Origin of the sequence: Pseudomonas sp. EA_65y_Pfl1_P113, assembly GCF_963970525.1 — a bacterium.
In the GTDB taxonomy this organism is placed as follows: Bacteria; Pseudomonadota; Gammaproteobacteria; order Pseudomonadales; family Pseudomonadaceae; genus Aquipseudomonas; species Aquipseudomonas tritici.
The window spans coordinates 92,686-106,545 of sequence record NZ_CAXAQM010000001.1 but is presented as its reverse complement, the minus strand read 5'-3'; the positions used below and the strand labels follow the sequence as shown (position 1 = coordinate 106,545).

Here is a 13,860-nt window from a genome sequence, read left to right as displayed (position 1 = left end):
GGCTTGCCTGCGATAGCGCAGGTCAGATCACCACTGCGGCCGGTGCGACCCCAATTCCCCAGCCGGCAAATCCCACTGCAACGGCGTGCCGCTGATGGTCAGCGGCGCCAACAACCGATGGGCCTGGCCCCAGGTTGTTTGCTCCATCACCAAACCCTGATCCCCTGGCTCTTCAGTGCGCAACCCCGGTTGCTCCGGCACCTGTCCCGCCTCCACCAATAACTTCGCCGTACGTGCCAACGACAACCGCGCCGAACCGCCGCGCCCGGTTTTCAACCGTTCGCTCAATGCCTGAATCGCACTGGCCGCCATCAAATACCCGGTCGCGTGATCCAGCGCCTGCAACGGCAGCGGCACCGGTTTATCCGATTGTTTCCAGGCCATGCCCGCGTCGGCAATCCCGCTGCTCATTTGCACCAGGCTGTCGAAACCCCGGCGATTTCGCCACGGGCCGCTCCAGCCGTAGGCGTTGAGACTCACGTCGATCAGGCCGGGGGTGAGGGTTTGCAGTTCGTTGGCGGTGTAACCCAATTGCTCCAAGGCGTCGGCACGGTAGCCGTGGAACAGAATGTCGGCCTCCTTGAGCAGGCTTTCGAAAATCCGACGGCCTTCTGGGGTCTTCAAGTCGAGACGGGCACAGCGTTTGCCGAGGGTCATTTCCGGTACTACGCCGGGTTCGTTCCAGGTCGGCGAGTCGATACGCAGCACGTCGGCGCCCAGGCCCGCGAGAAAACGACTGGCCACGGGGCCGGCCAGCACGCGAGTCAGGTCCAGCACCTTGATGCCCGCGAGTGGCCGCGTCACCGAGCCGAGCCAGGGTTTGTCGGCGTCGGGTTCAAAGGTCTGGCGCTGCACCAGGTCTTCAGCATTCACCGCCAACCCTTGCGGGTGCACTTGCCAGGCCTGCCAGGCACGCATCTGCGCCGCACAGCCACCTTCATCGACAATCGCCTGTTCCAGTTCAGCGGCGCTCCATGGGGCAACGCGGGCAGCCATCTCGGCACGGTCAGTGACTTTGCCTAACACCCGCTCGGCGGCGCCTCGGTGATGGGGGGCGTTGGTGTGCAGGCGAATCCAGCCATCGGCGCTGGCATAGTCACCGGCTACCGGATCCCACAGCGGCGGCACTTGCCAGCCCACCGGGCGAATCGAGGATGAAAACCAGAAAGAGGCGAGGCGCCGGTCCACGCTGACGCCGGGCAAGCGCCCGGTCTGTTGCTGGATCAACTGGGCCAAGGCCTGGCCGGCAGCGCCGATACTGGCGCTGGCCAGTTCGGTCACGGCGAAAGTCGAGGGCAGGGCGCCGGCTTCGGTAAAGGTCAGGGGCGTTTGCGGCAGGTCGAGTGCAGCTTGGATGGGAGTCAGCAGGTCAGTCATCGAAGGCCCTCCGTAAGAGAAGGGCCACTATAAGAGATGATCAGCCCGGTGTGACAACCCCAGGCACCAACGGCAGGTCGATGCTGGCGATAAAACCACCCTCTGCAGGGTTGGCCAGGATCAGGCTGCCACCGTGGCGTTCGGCGGCGCGACGGGCAATCGCCAGGCCCAGGCCGTGGCCTTGTGCTGTTTGGCCGGGAGCGCGATAGAACGGTTCGCCCAACTGGCTCAAGTGTTCGGCTTCAACGCCTGGGCCGTGGTCGCGCACGCTGATCAGGATGCGCTCGCCCAGGCGCTGGGCCTGCAACTCGATCGGCAATCCCGGCGGGTTAAAGCGCTGTGCATTGCGCAGCAAGTTATCCACAGCACGTTCGATCATGGTCGGCCACCCCTTGAGGTGCAGGTCGGTGTGAGTGATCAGTTTCACTGCTTGGTCCGGCGCGCTAAGTTGCGCGTCTTTCTGCAGGGTCTTGAGCAGCGGGTTGAGGTCGATGTCTTCGGCGCTGGCATTGTCGGCGTCGACACGGGCCAATACCAGGATTTCGCTGATCAGCGCTTCCAGTCGATCGCATTCGCGGGTCAGGCGTGGCCAGAGTTTTTCCCGCTCTTCGGGGTTGGCGCGTTCGGCCAAGGCCAGGGCGATTCGCAAGCGGGCCAGGGGCGAGCGCAGTTCGTGGGACACGTCCCGCAGCAATTGGCGCTGACTGCCGATCAGGCTTTGCAGGCGCGCGCCCATGCGGTTGAAGTCGGTGGCCAACACGCCGAACTCATCGCGCCGGTTAGCCAGTTGCGCCAAGCTGTTTTGCTGGTAGGTGGCCTGGCCGAGGTCATGCACTGCACCGCGCAGACGGCTGAGCGGGCGAGTGATGGACAACGTCACCAGCAGGCTGAACAGGGTCAGCACTACCAGCGCAATTGCCAGTGCACTCAACGGCCACGTCAGGCTACTGCGGTGCCATTCGTCCAGTTCCGGGTGCGGGATGCGGTAGATCAACAGGTAGGTGTCGCCGGTTTTTGCACTGGTGTATTCGGCGGTCAGGCGGCGCCAGGGCAGATGGCCGTCCTGGCTGTCATTCTGGCGAGCTTCGAAGGCGGCGGCGCGACGTGGGAAAGTACCGCGCACCACCGGGTCGCCGCTTTCGTTGAGCACTTGCACGTCGATGTGGTACTGGCGTTTGCGCTGCTGCAGCAGATCCTGCGCAGCGACCTCACCCTGGGCTTCGTAGCGTTGGGTCCACTCTTGCGCCAGGTTATTGAGGCCGGGGTGACGGCTGAGAATCCAGGCATCTTGATTGAGCATGTGCCCAATCAGGATCGACAACCCGGCAACCAGGGCGATGGCCAGCCAGAAACTGGCCAGGATGCGCCAGAACAGTGAACGCACAGGAAACCCTCAAACAGGAAAAGCCCAGTGGCGCAGGCCACTGGGCTGGGAACGTTAATGGGAGGGCATTATTGCGCTTTTTGCGGCTGTTGCGCTTTCCAGGCTTGGAATTCCTTCCATTCGGCACGACGCTGTTCTTGCTTCTTGACGATCTCGTCGAACTTTTTCTGCTGGTCAGGCTTGAGTACCGCGCGGATATCGGCCTGGGTTTTCTGCTTGCCGGCGGCGATTTCGTCCTGCATGGCTTTCTGGTCAGCGGCTGGCAGTTTGTCCAAGTACTTCTTGGTCAAGTCTTTGCGAGCGTGCCATTGGTCGCCCATCAGTTTGCCGATCTGCTGGCGCTGTTCCTTGCTCAGGTCCAGTTGGCTGAAGGGGCCGCCTTTGCCACGCGGACCGTGTTCACCGCCGTGGCCCGGGCCACCCATCATGTGACCTTCCGGGCCACCCATCGGGCCTGGGCCTTCTGGCATTGCTGCCATGGCAACGGTCGGCAGGGCAGCGGCGAACATCAAAGCGATAAGGGTCTTGCGCATGGTGATTCTCCTGTCTCTATTCCGGTGAGTCCGGATGTGAGTAGATTACGGAGATCAAGGTCAGCCGCCGTCAGGAGAGGGTAAAGGTTTGGTAAGGGGGAGGGGGCAGCTGCAAGTCTTTAGCTGCAAGCGGCAAGTAAGAGCTTTTCGCTTGCAGCTGCTTTAAAGACTGTAATAGTAACCACGGCTACGCAATGCCACGATCCGCGGCCGGCCATCCGGGTGCGGGCCGATCTTTTTGCGCAGGTTGCTGACGTGCATGTCCAGGCTGCGATCGTAAAGGGTCAACTTGCGGCCCAGGGCGATCTGCGCCAGTTCCTGTTTGTCCAGTGGCTCGCCGGGCTGGCGTAGCAGGGCTTCCAGCAGACGACTTTCGGAGACGGTGAGGGTGAATTCCTGTTCATCGATGCTGACCACGCCGCGCACCGGGCTGAAGCACAAGTCGCCCAGTTCCAGCTGTGAGGACACGGCGGCCGGGTGGCTGCGGCGCAGCACGGCGCGCAGGCGAGCGGTAAGCTCGCGGGGGTCGCAGGGCTTGGCCAGGTAATCGTCGGCGCCCAGTTCCAGGCCGAGGATGCGGTCCAGGGGTTCGCCGCGGGCCGAGAGCATCAGCACCGGCAGCTCCGGGTGGTCGTTGCGCAATTGCTTGAGCAGCTCCAGCCCGCTGCCGTCGGGCAGCATCACGTCGAGCACCACCGCCGCCGGGGCGCTGTCGGCCAAGGCTTTGCGGGCGCTCAAGCCGTCATGGCAGGCGCGCACCTGGAAGCCTTCCTGGCTCAGCCAACGGGTCAGCAGCTCGCAGAGCTCCTGGTCATCATCTATCAGTAACAGCTCGCTCATGACTCACTCAATTTAGCCATTGTCGACGGCGACGGTGCCCACCGCTGGCGAAGATCCCGCACAGCAGGGCGATCAGAGCGACGGCCCCGCCGGTGACAAACCATTGCTGTTGCTCGGTCAGCCAGCGGGTCAAGGCGCCGCCCTGTGAATCTTTGAGTTGCTGGGCCAGGCGTTGATTCTCTTGGCGAAGGCGACTCAATTGGGCGCTTTCGCGGGAGGCCTCCGCACTTTGCAGCTGCTTGCCCAGTTCTTCACGCTGGCGTTCGCTTTCTTTCAAACGTTGCTGCAACTCGGTGATCTGGGCGCCGGCACTCAAGGACAGGGGCGTGGAACTGCCGGTGTTCGAGGTTTCTTCAGCGTGGGCCGTAGCCCCGATCATTAACACTGCCAACAGACACAACTGACGTAAGCGCATCGGAACTCCTGATTCCACACGAATATTCAGAACGTTGTCGGCAGGTTACTCAGAATAATGAGCAATTAGGAGCGCGCCGAACTGAAATGGTTCGGCGCGACCTGAGTCAAGGCAGGACTTGCTTGAACGGCTTGATCACGACGTCAGCGTAAACGCCTGCTGCAACGTAAGGATCGGCCTTGGCCCAAGCCTGGGCATCGGCCAGGGAGGCGAACTCGGCGACGATCAGGCTACCGGTGAAACCGGCATCGCCTGGGTCATTGCTGTCCACCGCCGGATGCGGGCCAGCCAATACGATACGGCCTTCGGCTTGCAGCTGTTTGAGGCGCTCGACGTGCGCCGGGCGCACGGAAAGGCGCTTTTCCAGCGAGTTGGCAACGTCGGTAGCAATGATGGCGTAGAGCATGTCAGTCCTCGGTTTTTGGCGTGGTAGGGTCGGTGTCATGCAGATGGCGCGACAGGTAAATACCCTGGGCAACCAGGAACAGCACGGTCATGCCAAGGCTGCCGAAGACTTTGAAGTCGACCCAGTAGTCCTGGAAGGTGAACGCCACGAACAGGTTGGCGGCGCCGCAGAACAGGAAAAACACGATCCAGGCGATGTTCAGGCGCACCCACACCGGCTCTGGCAGGGTCAGGGCATGCCCCATGACCCGCTTGATCAGCAGGCGGTCACCGATGAAATGGCTGCCGATAAACGCCAGGGCGAACAGCCAGTTCACCACCGGGGCTTTCCATTTAAGGAAGGTTTCGCTGTGAAAGGCCAGGGTCAGGCTGCCGAAGACCAGGCACGCAACCAGGGTCAGCCATTGGCTTTTTTCCAGTTTGCGCTGGGAGATGAAGAGGGCGCCGTAGACCACGAGTGAGCTGATGATGAGCACGGCGGTGGCGCTGTAGATGCCCCCGAACGTCAGCTCATGGCCGGCCAGATCAATGACCCTGGGGTCGAGTTTGTAAACGATGAAAAACAGCAACAGCGGGATGAAGTCGATGAATTGTTTCACAGTAAGAGCCAGAAGCTGGATGTGGCGGCATAATAACAAACATCCTTGGTAGCGAAAGCGCCAGCTGACTTGAGGTTACAAAGCCCCGTGAATGTTGATTTGCACTGCCACAGCACGGCCTCCGACGGCGCCCTGGCGCCTGCGGTACTGGTTGCGCGTGCGTTTGAAAAAGGCGTGCGAGTCCTTTCGTTGACCGACCACGACACCCTCGAAGGGCTGGACGAAGCCCGCGAAACCGCGCAGGCGCTGGGCATGCAGCTGGTCAACGGTGTGGAATTGTCCTGCACCTGGGGCGGCGCCACCATTCATGTGCTTGGCTACGGGTTTGATCAGAAAGCCCCGGCATTGGTGCAGTCCATCGCTAATTTGCACGATGGCCGTTGGCTGCGGTCAGAAGAAATAAGCCGCAAACTCAGCCTTAAAGGCATGCCCAATGCCCTCGACGGCGCCCGCGCCATCCAGCAGCAACTGGGCGACAGCGGCAACGCACCGGCCCGGCCGCATTTTGCCGACTGGATGGTACGTGAAGGTTTTGTTAAAGACCGTGCCGAAGCCTTTCGCAAATGGCTGGGCGCCGGCAAGTTGGGGGATGTGAAGTTGCATTGGCCGACCTTGGAAGACACCGTCGAGACCCTGCGCGCCTCCGGGGCCTGGGTCAGCCTGGCGCACCCTTGGCATTACGATTTCACCCGCAGTAAGCGCCGCAAGCTGATCAGCGACTATATTGGTGCGGGTGGCCACGCGATTGAAGTGGTCAACGGGCATCAACCCGCCGAACAGGTGGGCAGCCTGGCGATTCTTGCTCGCGAATTTGGTCTGCTGGTCAGCGCCGGCAGTGACTTTCATGGCCCAGGCGGCTGGTCCGAGATCGGCGAGTATCGCCAGGTCCCGGAGGACTTGCCGCTCTTGTGGGGGCGATTCAAGCATGACCCCATTATTGCCACCGTCTGAACAGGTAGAACACGTGAGTCAATTTTTCCAGATTCATCCGGAAAACCCCCAGGCGCGCCTGATTAAACAGGCCGTCGAGATCATTCGCGCCGGCGGCGTGGTGATCTACCCGACGGATTCGTCCTACGCTATTGGTTGCCAGATCGGCGACAAGGGCGCGGTAGAGCGTGTAAGGCGACTGCGTGACCTGGACAAGAACCACAACTTTGCGCTGATCTGCAGCGACTTGTCCCAACTAGGGCTGTTCGCCAAGGTCGACACCGGCACCTTCCGCCTGCTCAAGGCTCACACGCCGGGCCCCTACACGTTCATTCTCAACGCCACCCGTGAAGTGCCGCGCCTGCTGCTGCACCCGAAGAAACGCACCATCGGTCTGCGCGTGCCGGAGCATCCGATTGCCCTGGCGCTGCTGGCCGAGCTGGGTGAGCCACTGATGAGCGTGTCGTTGATCATGCCCGGCGACAGCGAACCGCTGGAAGACCCGTACGAAATGCGCCAGCTCCTGGAAAAACAGGTGGACCTGATCATCGACGGTGGCTTCGGGGGTGGCAAAGCCTCTACGGTGATCAACCTGGCCGACGGCGAACCGGAGGTAATCCGTGTGGGGTGCGGTGACCCGGCTCCGTTTATGGTTGAGGCCTGAATGTCGTCTGTGGAAACCGTCGACAGCCAGGCCGGCGCCCAGCAGGAACTGCCATTTGCAATGGTGTATGGCCAGGCCGTGCTGGAAATGCCGCTGGACTTGTACATCCCGCCGGACGCCCTGGAAGTCTTCCTTGAAGCCTTCGAAGGCCCGCTGGACTTGCTGCTCTACCTGATCCGCAAGCAGAACATCAACATCCTCGACATCCCGGTGGCGGAAATCACCCGTCAGTACATGGGCTATGTCGAGTTGATGCAGTCGGTGCGCCTGGAACTGGCCGCCGAGTACCTGGTGATGGCCGCCATGCTTGCCGAGATCAAGTCGCGCATGCTGCTGCCGCGCTCGGAGACGGTTGAGGCCGAAGAAGACGACCCGCGCGCCGAACTGATCCGTCGCCTGCAAGAATACGAGCGCTTCAAGGCGGCCGCCGAAGGCATCGATGGCTTGAGCCGGGTCGGCCGTGACGTGGTGGTGCCCAAACTCGACGCGCCCGAGGCCCGTGCGCGCAAGTTGTTGCCGGACGTGAGCCTGGAAGAATTATTGATGTCCATGGCCGAGGTATTGCGCCGTGGGGATATGTTTGAAAGCCACCAGGTCAGCCGCGAAGCGTTGTCGACCCGCGAGCGCATGAGTGATGTGCTGGATCGCCTCAAGGGCGGCGGGTTTGTGCCTTTTGTCGAACTGTTTACGAAAGAAGAAGGGCGCCTGGGGGTGGTGGTGACGTTTATGGCGATCCTTGAATTGGTCAAGGAATCCTTGGTCGAGCTGGTCCAGAATGAGCCTTTTGCGGCTATCCACGTGCGGGCGCGAGCCGAATAAAGAGCTGAATCGATGAATCTGACTGAACCCCGCGAATTGGCGACGCTGCTGGAGGCTTTTCTCCTGGCCTCGGGTAAACCGCAATCCCTGGAGCGCTTGTTCGAACTCTTTGAAGAGTCCGAGCGCCCTGAGCCGCCGGTGTTCAAGAAGGCGCTGGAGATATTGCGCAAATCCTGCGACGGCCGTGCCTTTGAACTGCGCGAGGTGGCGTCGGGTTATCGCCTTCAGATCCGTGAGAAGTTTTCCCCGTGGGTTGGGCGTTTGTGGGAAGAGCGCCCGCAACGTTATTCGCGGGCAATGCTGGAAACCATGGCGCTGATCGCCTACCGCCAGCCCATCACCCGAGGCGAGATCGAGGACGTACGTGGCGTGGCGGTCAATAGCCATATCGTCAAGACCTTGCTGGAGCGCGAGTGGATCCGCATCGTTGGCTACCGTGACGTTCCCGGCAAACCGGCGATGTTTGCCACCACCAAGGTGTTCCTCGACCATTTCAACCTGAAAAACCTCGACGACCTGCCGCCGCTCGCCGAACTGCGCGAAATGGAGCCAGACCCGGTGCTGGACTTCGACGACGCCCCCGTGCCCGCCAGTTTGCAAGCGTTGGCGGATGCCAGTGCCGAGCCGGAAGAGCCGAAGGACGAGACCAGTTTCCACACGTTGTTGCTGGAACTGGACGACATGGAGCAGGGGATCAAGACCGACTTCGACGATTTGCTGCGTGACGGCGCGGTTGAACCTGAAACCCAGCTGAACGTTGAAGTTGAGCCTGAAGTCGAACCTGAGATTGAGGTTCAGCCTGAGCCCGAGGAAGATAGCCTCGGCGTCGCCGAAGCCCGCGAGAAACTCCTGGCCGCCGTCGCCGCCCTCGAACAGCCGCCGCTGAGCGACGAAGAAGACGAAGCCCGCGCCCTGGCCGAAGCCATCGAAAACGAGCGCCGCGAGTTCGAAGACTGACGTGAGCAAGCCCGTACACATTTGATTATTGTTGCCAGGGAGAAATCATATGAGTTCAACCAAAGACCCCTGCATCAGCGTCTGCAAATTCAGCGACGACATTTGCGTCGGCTGTGGCCGCAACAAGCGCGAAATCCGTGCCTGGAAGAAACTCGACAAGGTCGACAAGCGCACAGTGTTGGCCGAGGCCGAGCTCCGATTGCTGGCGCTGGGCGCCACCGGTCGGCGGAAAAGCAAATGACTTGGGTCATATCGACTAGTCTGTGATGCGCAACGCGCGTCATGTGCGTATGATTCGCGACCCTTTGCCGAGCTATTCGGCCAAAGCCCCGCTTTCAACACTCTTCAGGCCACGCCTGAATCGACCCACCGGGAGGTGCTTAAGATGAACGACAAAGACCAGAACGACAGCCAGGAAATCGGCCCAGCAGGTGAAAAACTGCAAAAGGTGCTGGCGCGTATCGGCGTGGGCTCGCGCCGCGACGTCGAAGCCTGGATCACTCAGAAGCGCATCAAGGTCAACGGCGTCGAGGCCACCCTCGGCCAGCGCGTCGACCTGCACGATGCAATCACCATTGATGGCAAGGTCATCAAGCGTGAAGAGGCCGCCGAATCGGTGCGCCGCGTGATCATGTACAACAAGCCCGATGGCGAGATCTGCACCCGTGACGACCCGGAAGGCCGTCCGACCGTGTTCGACAAGATGCCTAAGCCAAAAGAAGGCCGTTGGATCAACATCGGTCGTCTCGACATCAACACCACCGGCTTGCTGATGTTCACCACTGACGGTGAATTGGCCAACCGCCTGATGCACCCGTCCTACGAGATGGACCGCGAATACGCTGTGCGTGTGCGTGGCGAAGTCGATGACGAGATGATCGAGCGCTTGAAAGCCGGCGTGGTGCTGGAAGACGGCCCGGCCAAGTTCACCGATATCAAGCAGGCCCCTGGTGGCGAAGGTTTCAACCACTGGTACCACTGCGTGGTGATGGAAGGTCGTAACCGTGAAGTCCGTCGCCTGTGGGAATCCCAGGGCCTGGTGGTCAGCCGCCTGAAGCGCGTGCGTTTCGGTCCGGTGTTCCTGAACTCCGACCTGCCGATGGGCCGCTGGCGCGAAATGAGCCAGTACGAAGTCGACATCCTCAGCGCCGAAGTCGGCCTGACACCAGTCGCGATGCCGCAGATGAACGCCAAGAGCAAAGACAAGCTTGAGCGTATGCAGCGTAAATCGTCGCGTCCGGTTGCTCGTACCGAGCGCGTTGCCCGCACCCTGCGCCCTGCGCTGAATGCACCGGCTACCGGCGGTCGTATTTCCCGTGAGCCGCAGATCGAAGGCGAGCGTCGTCCAACTGCGCCATCGCGCCAGGAAGGCGAGCGTGCTCCTCGCACGCCGCGCCCAGCTCCGGCCGGTGGTCGCAGCAATCGCGGTGAAGCGGATCGCCCCGCCGACAGCGCCAGCACCAAGCGTCCGGCCAAGCCGGCTGCAAACAAGCGCCCCGGCCCGAAACTGGTCGCGGACGAGCCGTCGGGCAAGCGCCGTGGCGCTCCGGCCGGTTCGGGTCAGCGTCCTGGTTTTGGTCGTAAGAAGCCTTAAGAGCAGCGGCAAGCTTTTAGCTTCAAGCTGCAAGAGAGACGCGCTGGCCCTCACAGGTTGGCGCTTTTTTTTGCTTGAAGCTTATAGCTTACGACGTGTAGCTGGCCCTAAAACGCAAATCTCCCATCAAAAAACGGTTTATCGTCCAGGGCCAAAGTCCCACTGGCAAAGATCAGGTCCAGGTGATGGCTGCCTTTCTGCCCACCTCCCAAGCCCAAATGCAACCCACAATGGCGCTCCTCAAACCCGGCATTGCGCGCATACAAATCCTTGACCCCTTCATTGGTACCAATCCCCAATTCCTCCACGCGCCGGTTGGACGGGTTGGCATTCAGGTACTTGTTGAAGTCATCGGCCAACCCCGGCACCTCACTGGCTACGCTGCAGACGGTCGAGTGCTCGATCCACAGCTGCAACGGTGATTGCAGCACGCCATATTTGCGTGCAAACGGGATGGTGCTGAGAAAGGTGCCGACAAACCGCACCTGGCCATTGATGGCTTCGCTGTGGGTCGCGATCTCGCCGGGTGCGAGGTCGTGGTTGCCGATGCCGTTGATATTGGTCCACTTCTTGATGCTGCTCAGCGGCGCCTCCAGCCGCGAGCCGTGCTTGTCGGTGAAGCGCAGCACATTGGCCTGGGACATGCGCCGGATCAACGTGGCATTGAGGTCGGCAATGCGCTGTGGCTCGACGCTGAAGGTGTCGTAGAAATAGTCGCCGTAATCCTTGAACAGCAGGGATTTCTTCCAGTGCTCGGCCATCACGCCCTGCAGCGCGCGGATAAAGTCCGGGCCTTCGGCGCGTGGGTTGGGCAAGGTCGAGGAATCGTAGAAAAACAGATAGAGGTCGCAGGCTTCGATGGCTTGGGCCAGCGCGTCGCTGGCGGCCAGGTCCAGGCGCTGCACCTGGAAATTGAAACGGGCTGCGCTGCTGTGGGTGATCGCCTGGGCAATGGCGTCGTAGCGCTCGGTATGGCCCAGTAACACGGTGGGACGATTCAGGCCGCTGAGGGCCGGGTGGTGCGCAAGGTAGTAGAGAAAGTGTTCGACGGCGCGGGCCTTGTCCATGACGTGCATCCTTTTTTGCCTTGGGTAAGGGTGGCAGGTGCCGTGCACAGCACCTGCCGGATACCTGCCGATTTTAGAAAGGCCACATCGCGGTGCCGAACGGCACGACGGCATCGGCTTGCATCATTTCAACGGCGGCCTCATGGGTCGGCGCTTCAAACCAATCGTCGAGTTGCAGTTCGGTTTCCAGGTCGTTTTCCAGTGCTTGCATGGTGTAGCTCCTAGAGGACGTTGTTTGAGAACGGCTTGCCAACGGGCTGCGCTGGGCAAGTGGGATGAACCTAGGAGAGCCTGTTTCAGAATGCAAAATATTTATTGACACGGTTCCAATTGCACAATTTTTTCTATTTGGGGGCGTCTGCTTTTTTTCCATAAAAAACAGCAGGCTGATCAGGATGATTTTTAAGAAGTTCCCCGCCGCCAATTTTCCGTGAGTTCACGCTTGTAACGTAGATTTTCCGCGCTGTAACGATTAATTGACGATAAGACCGCGTGCTTGTTGAGCGGTGAAGCCCTGTAAGAAATGCCTGACAGATCGTCGCACGCACCGTTGCGGTGCGGCCTCAAGCTGTCGAGCGGTGTACAATCCGCCGCGTTTTACTGTGACGCCCTTGCGTACCCACGCAAAAGGCCAAGACCTCAGGGTTATCGACCCTGATCACTCCGCCCGGCCACGAGCCAGACGGGTTCGATTTCGTCACAGATAAAAATAAACAGGTGACGCATGACCGTTAGAAAGACGCTGTACTCCTGGTGCCTGCGCTGGGGTTTGAGCAGCGCTGCTTGAGTCGAGATTCAAGGCAGCAACGTGCATTCAACATCATCAAACCTTGCGTGAGATCCTTTTCATGAGCGGACCCCATTCCTCTTCAGGCGAGCTGAAACGCGGCTTGAAAAATCGGCATATCCAATTGATCGCCCTCGGTGGCGCCATCGGCACCGGCCTGTTCCTGGGCTCTGCCGGGGTGCTCAAATCCGCCGGCCCTTCGATGATCCTGGGTTATGCCATCTGCGGCTTCATTGCCTTCATGATCATGCGCCAGCTCGGCGAAATGATCGTTGAAGAGCCGGTCGCTGGTTCCTTCAGCCACTTTGCCCACAAGTACTGGGGCGGTTTCGCTGGCTTCCTGTCGGGCTGGAACTGCTGGCTCCTGTACATTTTGGTGGGCATGTCGGAGCTGACGGCCGTCGGCAAATACGTGCATTACTGGTGGCCGGAGATTCCGACTTGGGTCTCGGCGGCAGCGTTCTTCGTGCTGATCAACCTGATCAATCTGGCCAACGTCAAAGTCTTTGGTGAGGCTGAGTTCTGGTTCGCCATCATCAAGGTGGTGGCCATCGTCGGCATGATCGCCCTGGGCAGCTACATGCTGGTCAGCGGCAGTGGCGGGCCGCAGGCTTCGGTGACTAACTTGTGGGAGCACGGTGGGTTCTTCCCTCACGGCGTCGGCGGTTTGGTGATGGCCATGGCGATCATCATGTTCTCCTTCGGTGGCCTGGAAATGCTTGGCTTCACCGCTGCCGAAGCGGACCAGCCACGCACCGTGATCCCGAAAGCGATCAACCAAGTGATCTACCGCATCCTGATTTTCTACATCGGTGCTCTGGTCGTGCTGTTGTCGCTGACACCGTGGGACAGCCTGCTGACAACCCTCAACGCCTCCGGCGATGCCTACAGCGGCAGCCCGTTCGTGCAGGTGTTCTCGATGCTGGGCAGCAACACCGCCGCGCATATTCTTAACTTCGTGGTCCTGACGGCGGCACTGTCGGTATACAACAGCGGCACTTACTGCAACAGCCGCATGCTGCTGGGCATGGCCGAACAGGGTGATGCGCCCAAAGCACTGGCGAAGATCGACAAGCGCGGCGTGCCAGTGCGCTCCATCCTCGCCTCGGCGGCGATCACCCTGGTGGCGGTGTTGATGAACTACCTGATCCCGCAACACGCACTGGAACTGCTGATGTCTCTGGTCGTGGCTACGCTGGTGATCAACTGGGCGATGATCAGCTTCTCCCACTTCAAGTTCCGCCAGCACATGAACCGCACCGGCCAAGTGCCGTTGTTCAAGGCGCTGTGGTACCCGTATGGCAACTATGTGTGCCTGGCGTTCGTGGTGTTTATCCTGGTGATCATGCTGATGATTCCAGGGATTCAGGTGTCGGTGTACGCGATCCCGGTGTGGGTGGCGTTTATGGCGGTGTGTTACTGGATCAAGAACAAGCGCGCTGCGCAGCCGTACCCTCACGTGGTAACGCCAGCCGCGAAGTAACCCTTT

General features: G+C 60.6%; 16 protein-coding genes. 7 read left to right on the top strand and 9 right to left on the bottom strand.

Annotation, left to right across the window (positions count from 1 at the left end; translation table 11 throughout):
• Positions 1–27: 27 nt before the first annotated feature.
• The 7 genes from AACY52_RS00545 to AACY52_RS00515 form a co-directional block, all read right to left on the bottom strand.
• Positions 28–1,377 carry a CoA transferase gene (locus AACY52_RS00545; RefSeq protein ID WP_339427473.1) on the bottom strand — a complete coding sequence of 450 codons (1,350 nt, stop codon included), beginning with the start codon at positions 1,375–1,377 and terminating at the stop codon, positions 28–30.
• Between the two features lie 40 nt (positions 1,378–1,417).
• Positions 1,418–2,761 carry a HAMP domain-containing sensor histidine kinase gene (locus AACY52_RS00540; protein WP_339417164.1) on the bottom strand — a complete coding sequence of 448 codons (1,344 nt, stop codon included), beginning with the start codon at positions 2,759–2,761 and terminating at the stop codon, positions 1,418–1,420.
• A 68-nt stretch (positions 2,762–2,829) separates the two neighbouring features.
• Positions 2,830–3,294, bottom strand: coding sequence for an LTXXQ domain protein (locus tag AACY52_RS00535; protein ID WP_032890971.1), 465 nt, complete (start codon positions 3,292–3,294; stop codon positions 2,830–2,832).
• Positions 3,295–3,456: 162 nt separating this feature from the next.
• On the bottom strand, positions 3,457–4,134 hold the full coding sequence (locus AACY52_RS00530; protein ID WP_339417163.1) for a response regulator transcription factor: 678 nt from the start codon (positions 4,132–4,134) through the stop codon (positions 3,457–3,459).
• Between the two features lie 7 nt (positions 4,135–4,141).
• Complete coding sequence (locus AACY52_RS00525) at positions 4,142–4,549, bottom strand: translation initiation factor 2 (RefSeq protein ID WP_339417162.1); 408 nt, start codon at positions 4,547–4,549, stop codon at positions 4,142–4,144.
• 106 nt (positions 4,550–4,655) lie between these two features.
• On the bottom strand, positions 4,656–4,955 hold the full coding sequence (locus AACY52_RS00520) for a YciI family protein (RefSeq protein ID WP_015885584.1): 300 nt from the start codon (positions 4,953–4,955) through the stop codon (positions 4,656–4,658).
• 1 nt (position 4,956) lies between these two features.
• A complete protein-coding gene (locus tag AACY52_RS00515; protein WP_339436037.1) occupies positions 4,957–5,553 on the bottom strand; it encodes a septation protein A in 597 nt (198 codons plus the stop codon).
• 87 nt (positions 5,554–5,640) lie between these two features.
• On the opposite strand from AACY52_RS00515, the gene AACY52_RS00510 reads away from it, so the two are divergent.
• The 6 genes from AACY52_RS00510 to rluB all read left to right on the top strand — a co-directional run bounded on the left by AACY52_RS00510 (position 5,641) and on the right by rluB (position 10,517).
• Positions 5,641–6,504 (top strand): PHP domain-containing protein, encoded by an 864-nt coding sequence (locus AACY52_RS00510; RefSeq protein WP_339417158.1) that lies wholly within the window; start codon positions 5,641–5,643, stop codon positions 6,502–6,504.
• A 13-nt stretch (positions 6,505–6,517) separates the two neighbouring features.
• Positions 6,518–7,147 carry an L-threonylcarbamoyladenylate synthase gene (locus AACY52_RS00505; RefSeq protein ID WP_065873575.1) on the top strand — a complete coding sequence of 210 codons (630 nt, stop codon included), beginning with the start codon at positions 6,518–6,520 and terminating at the stop codon, positions 7,145–7,147.
• Positions 7,148–7,267: 120 nt separating this feature from the next.
• Positions 7,268–7,966: a ScpA family protein gene (locus AACY52_RS00500; RefSeq protein WP_175403020.1), complete on the top strand. Its 699-nt coding sequence runs from the start codon at positions 7,268–7,270 to the stop codon at positions 7,964–7,966.
• Between the two features lie 12 nt (positions 7,967–7,978).
• Positions 7,979–8,923, top strand: coding sequence for an SMC-Scp complex subunit ScpB (gene scpB, locus AACY52_RS00495; protein ID WP_339417157.1), 945 nt, complete (start codon positions 7,979–7,981; stop codon positions 8,921–8,923).
• A 49-nt stretch (positions 8,924–8,972) separates the two neighbouring features.
• Positions 8,973–9,164, top strand: coding sequence for a DUF1289 domain-containing protein (locus AACY52_RS00490; RefSeq protein WP_339417156.1), 192 nt, complete (start codon positions 8,973–8,975; stop codon positions 9,162–9,164).
• Positions 9,165–9,308: 144 nt separating this feature from the next.
• On the top strand, positions 9,309–10,517 hold the full coding sequence (rluB, locus tag AACY52_RS00485; RefSeq protein ID WP_181080089.1) for a 23S rRNA pseudouridine(2605) synthase RluB: 1,209 nt from the start codon (positions 9,309–9,311) through the stop codon (positions 10,515–10,517).
• A gap of 107 nt (positions 10,518–10,624) precedes the next feature.
• On the opposite strand, the gene AACY52_RS00480 is transcribed toward rluB, so the two are convergent.
• On the bottom strand, positions 10,625–11,584 hold the full coding sequence (locus AACY52_RS00480; RefSeq protein WP_339455868.1) for a leucyl aminopeptidase: 960 nt from the start codon (positions 11,582–11,584) through the stop codon (positions 10,625–10,627).
• Positions 11,585–11,657: 73 nt separating this feature from the next.
• Entirely contained in the window at positions 11,658–11,795 is a 138-nt protein-coding gene (locus tag AACY52_RS00475; RefSeq protein WP_003175756.1) for a hypothetical protein, read from the bottom strand.
• A 637-nt stretch (positions 11,796–12,432) separates the two neighbouring features.
• Between AACY52_RS00475 and AACY52_RS00470 the strand changes: the two genes are divergently transcribed.
• A complete protein-coding gene (locus AACY52_RS00470) occupies positions 12,433–13,854 on the top strand; it encodes an amino acid permease (protein ID WP_339417148.1) in 1,422 nt (473 codons plus the stop codon).
• The last annotated feature ends 6 nt before the right edge of the window (positions 13,855–13,860 follow it).

Coding starts and splice junctions, on each gene's coding strand:
- AACY52_RS00545 (WP_339427473.1), bottom strand. CDS start 1,377: ATGACTGACCTGCTGACTCCCATCCAAGCTGCACTCGACCTGCCGCAA.
- AACY52_RS00535 (WP_032890971.1), bottom strand. CDS start 3,294: ATGCGCAAGACCCTTATCGCTTTGATGTTCGCCGCTGCCCTGCCGACC.
- AACY52_RS00530 (WP_339417163.1), bottom strand. CDS start 4,134: ATGAGCGAGCTGTTACTGATAGATGATGACCAGGAGCTCTGCGAGCTG.
- AACY52_RS00525 (WP_339417162.1), bottom strand. CDS start 4,549: ATGCGCTTACGTCAGTTGTGTCTGTTGGCAGTGTTAATGATCGGGGCT.
- AACY52_RS00520 (WP_015885584.1), bottom strand. CDS start 4,955: ATGCTCTACGCCATCATTGCTACCGACGTTGCCAACTCGCTGGAAAAG.
- scpB (WP_339417157.1), top strand. CDS start 7,979: ATGAATCTGACTGAACCCCGCGAATTGGCGACGCTGCTGGAGGCTTTT.
- AACY52_RS00490 (WP_339417156.1), top strand. CDS start 8,973: ATGAGTTCAACCAAAGACCCCTGCATCAGCGTCTGCAAATTCAGCGAC.
- rluB (WP_181080089.1), top strand. CDS start 9,309: ATGAACGACAAAGACCAGAACGACAGCCAGGAAATCGGCCCAGCAGGT.
- AACY52_RS00480 (WP_339455868.1), bottom strand. CDS start 11,584: ATGGACAAGGCCCGCGCCGTCGAACACTTTCTCTACTACCTTGCGCAC.
- AACY52_RS00475 (WP_003175756.1), bottom strand. CDS start 11,795: ATGCAAGCACTGGAAAACGACCTGGAAACCGAACTGCAACTCGACGAT.
- AACY52_RS00470 (WP_339417148.1), top strand. CDS start 12,433: ATGAGCGGACCCCATTCCTCTTCAGGCGAGCTGAAACGCGGCTTGAAA.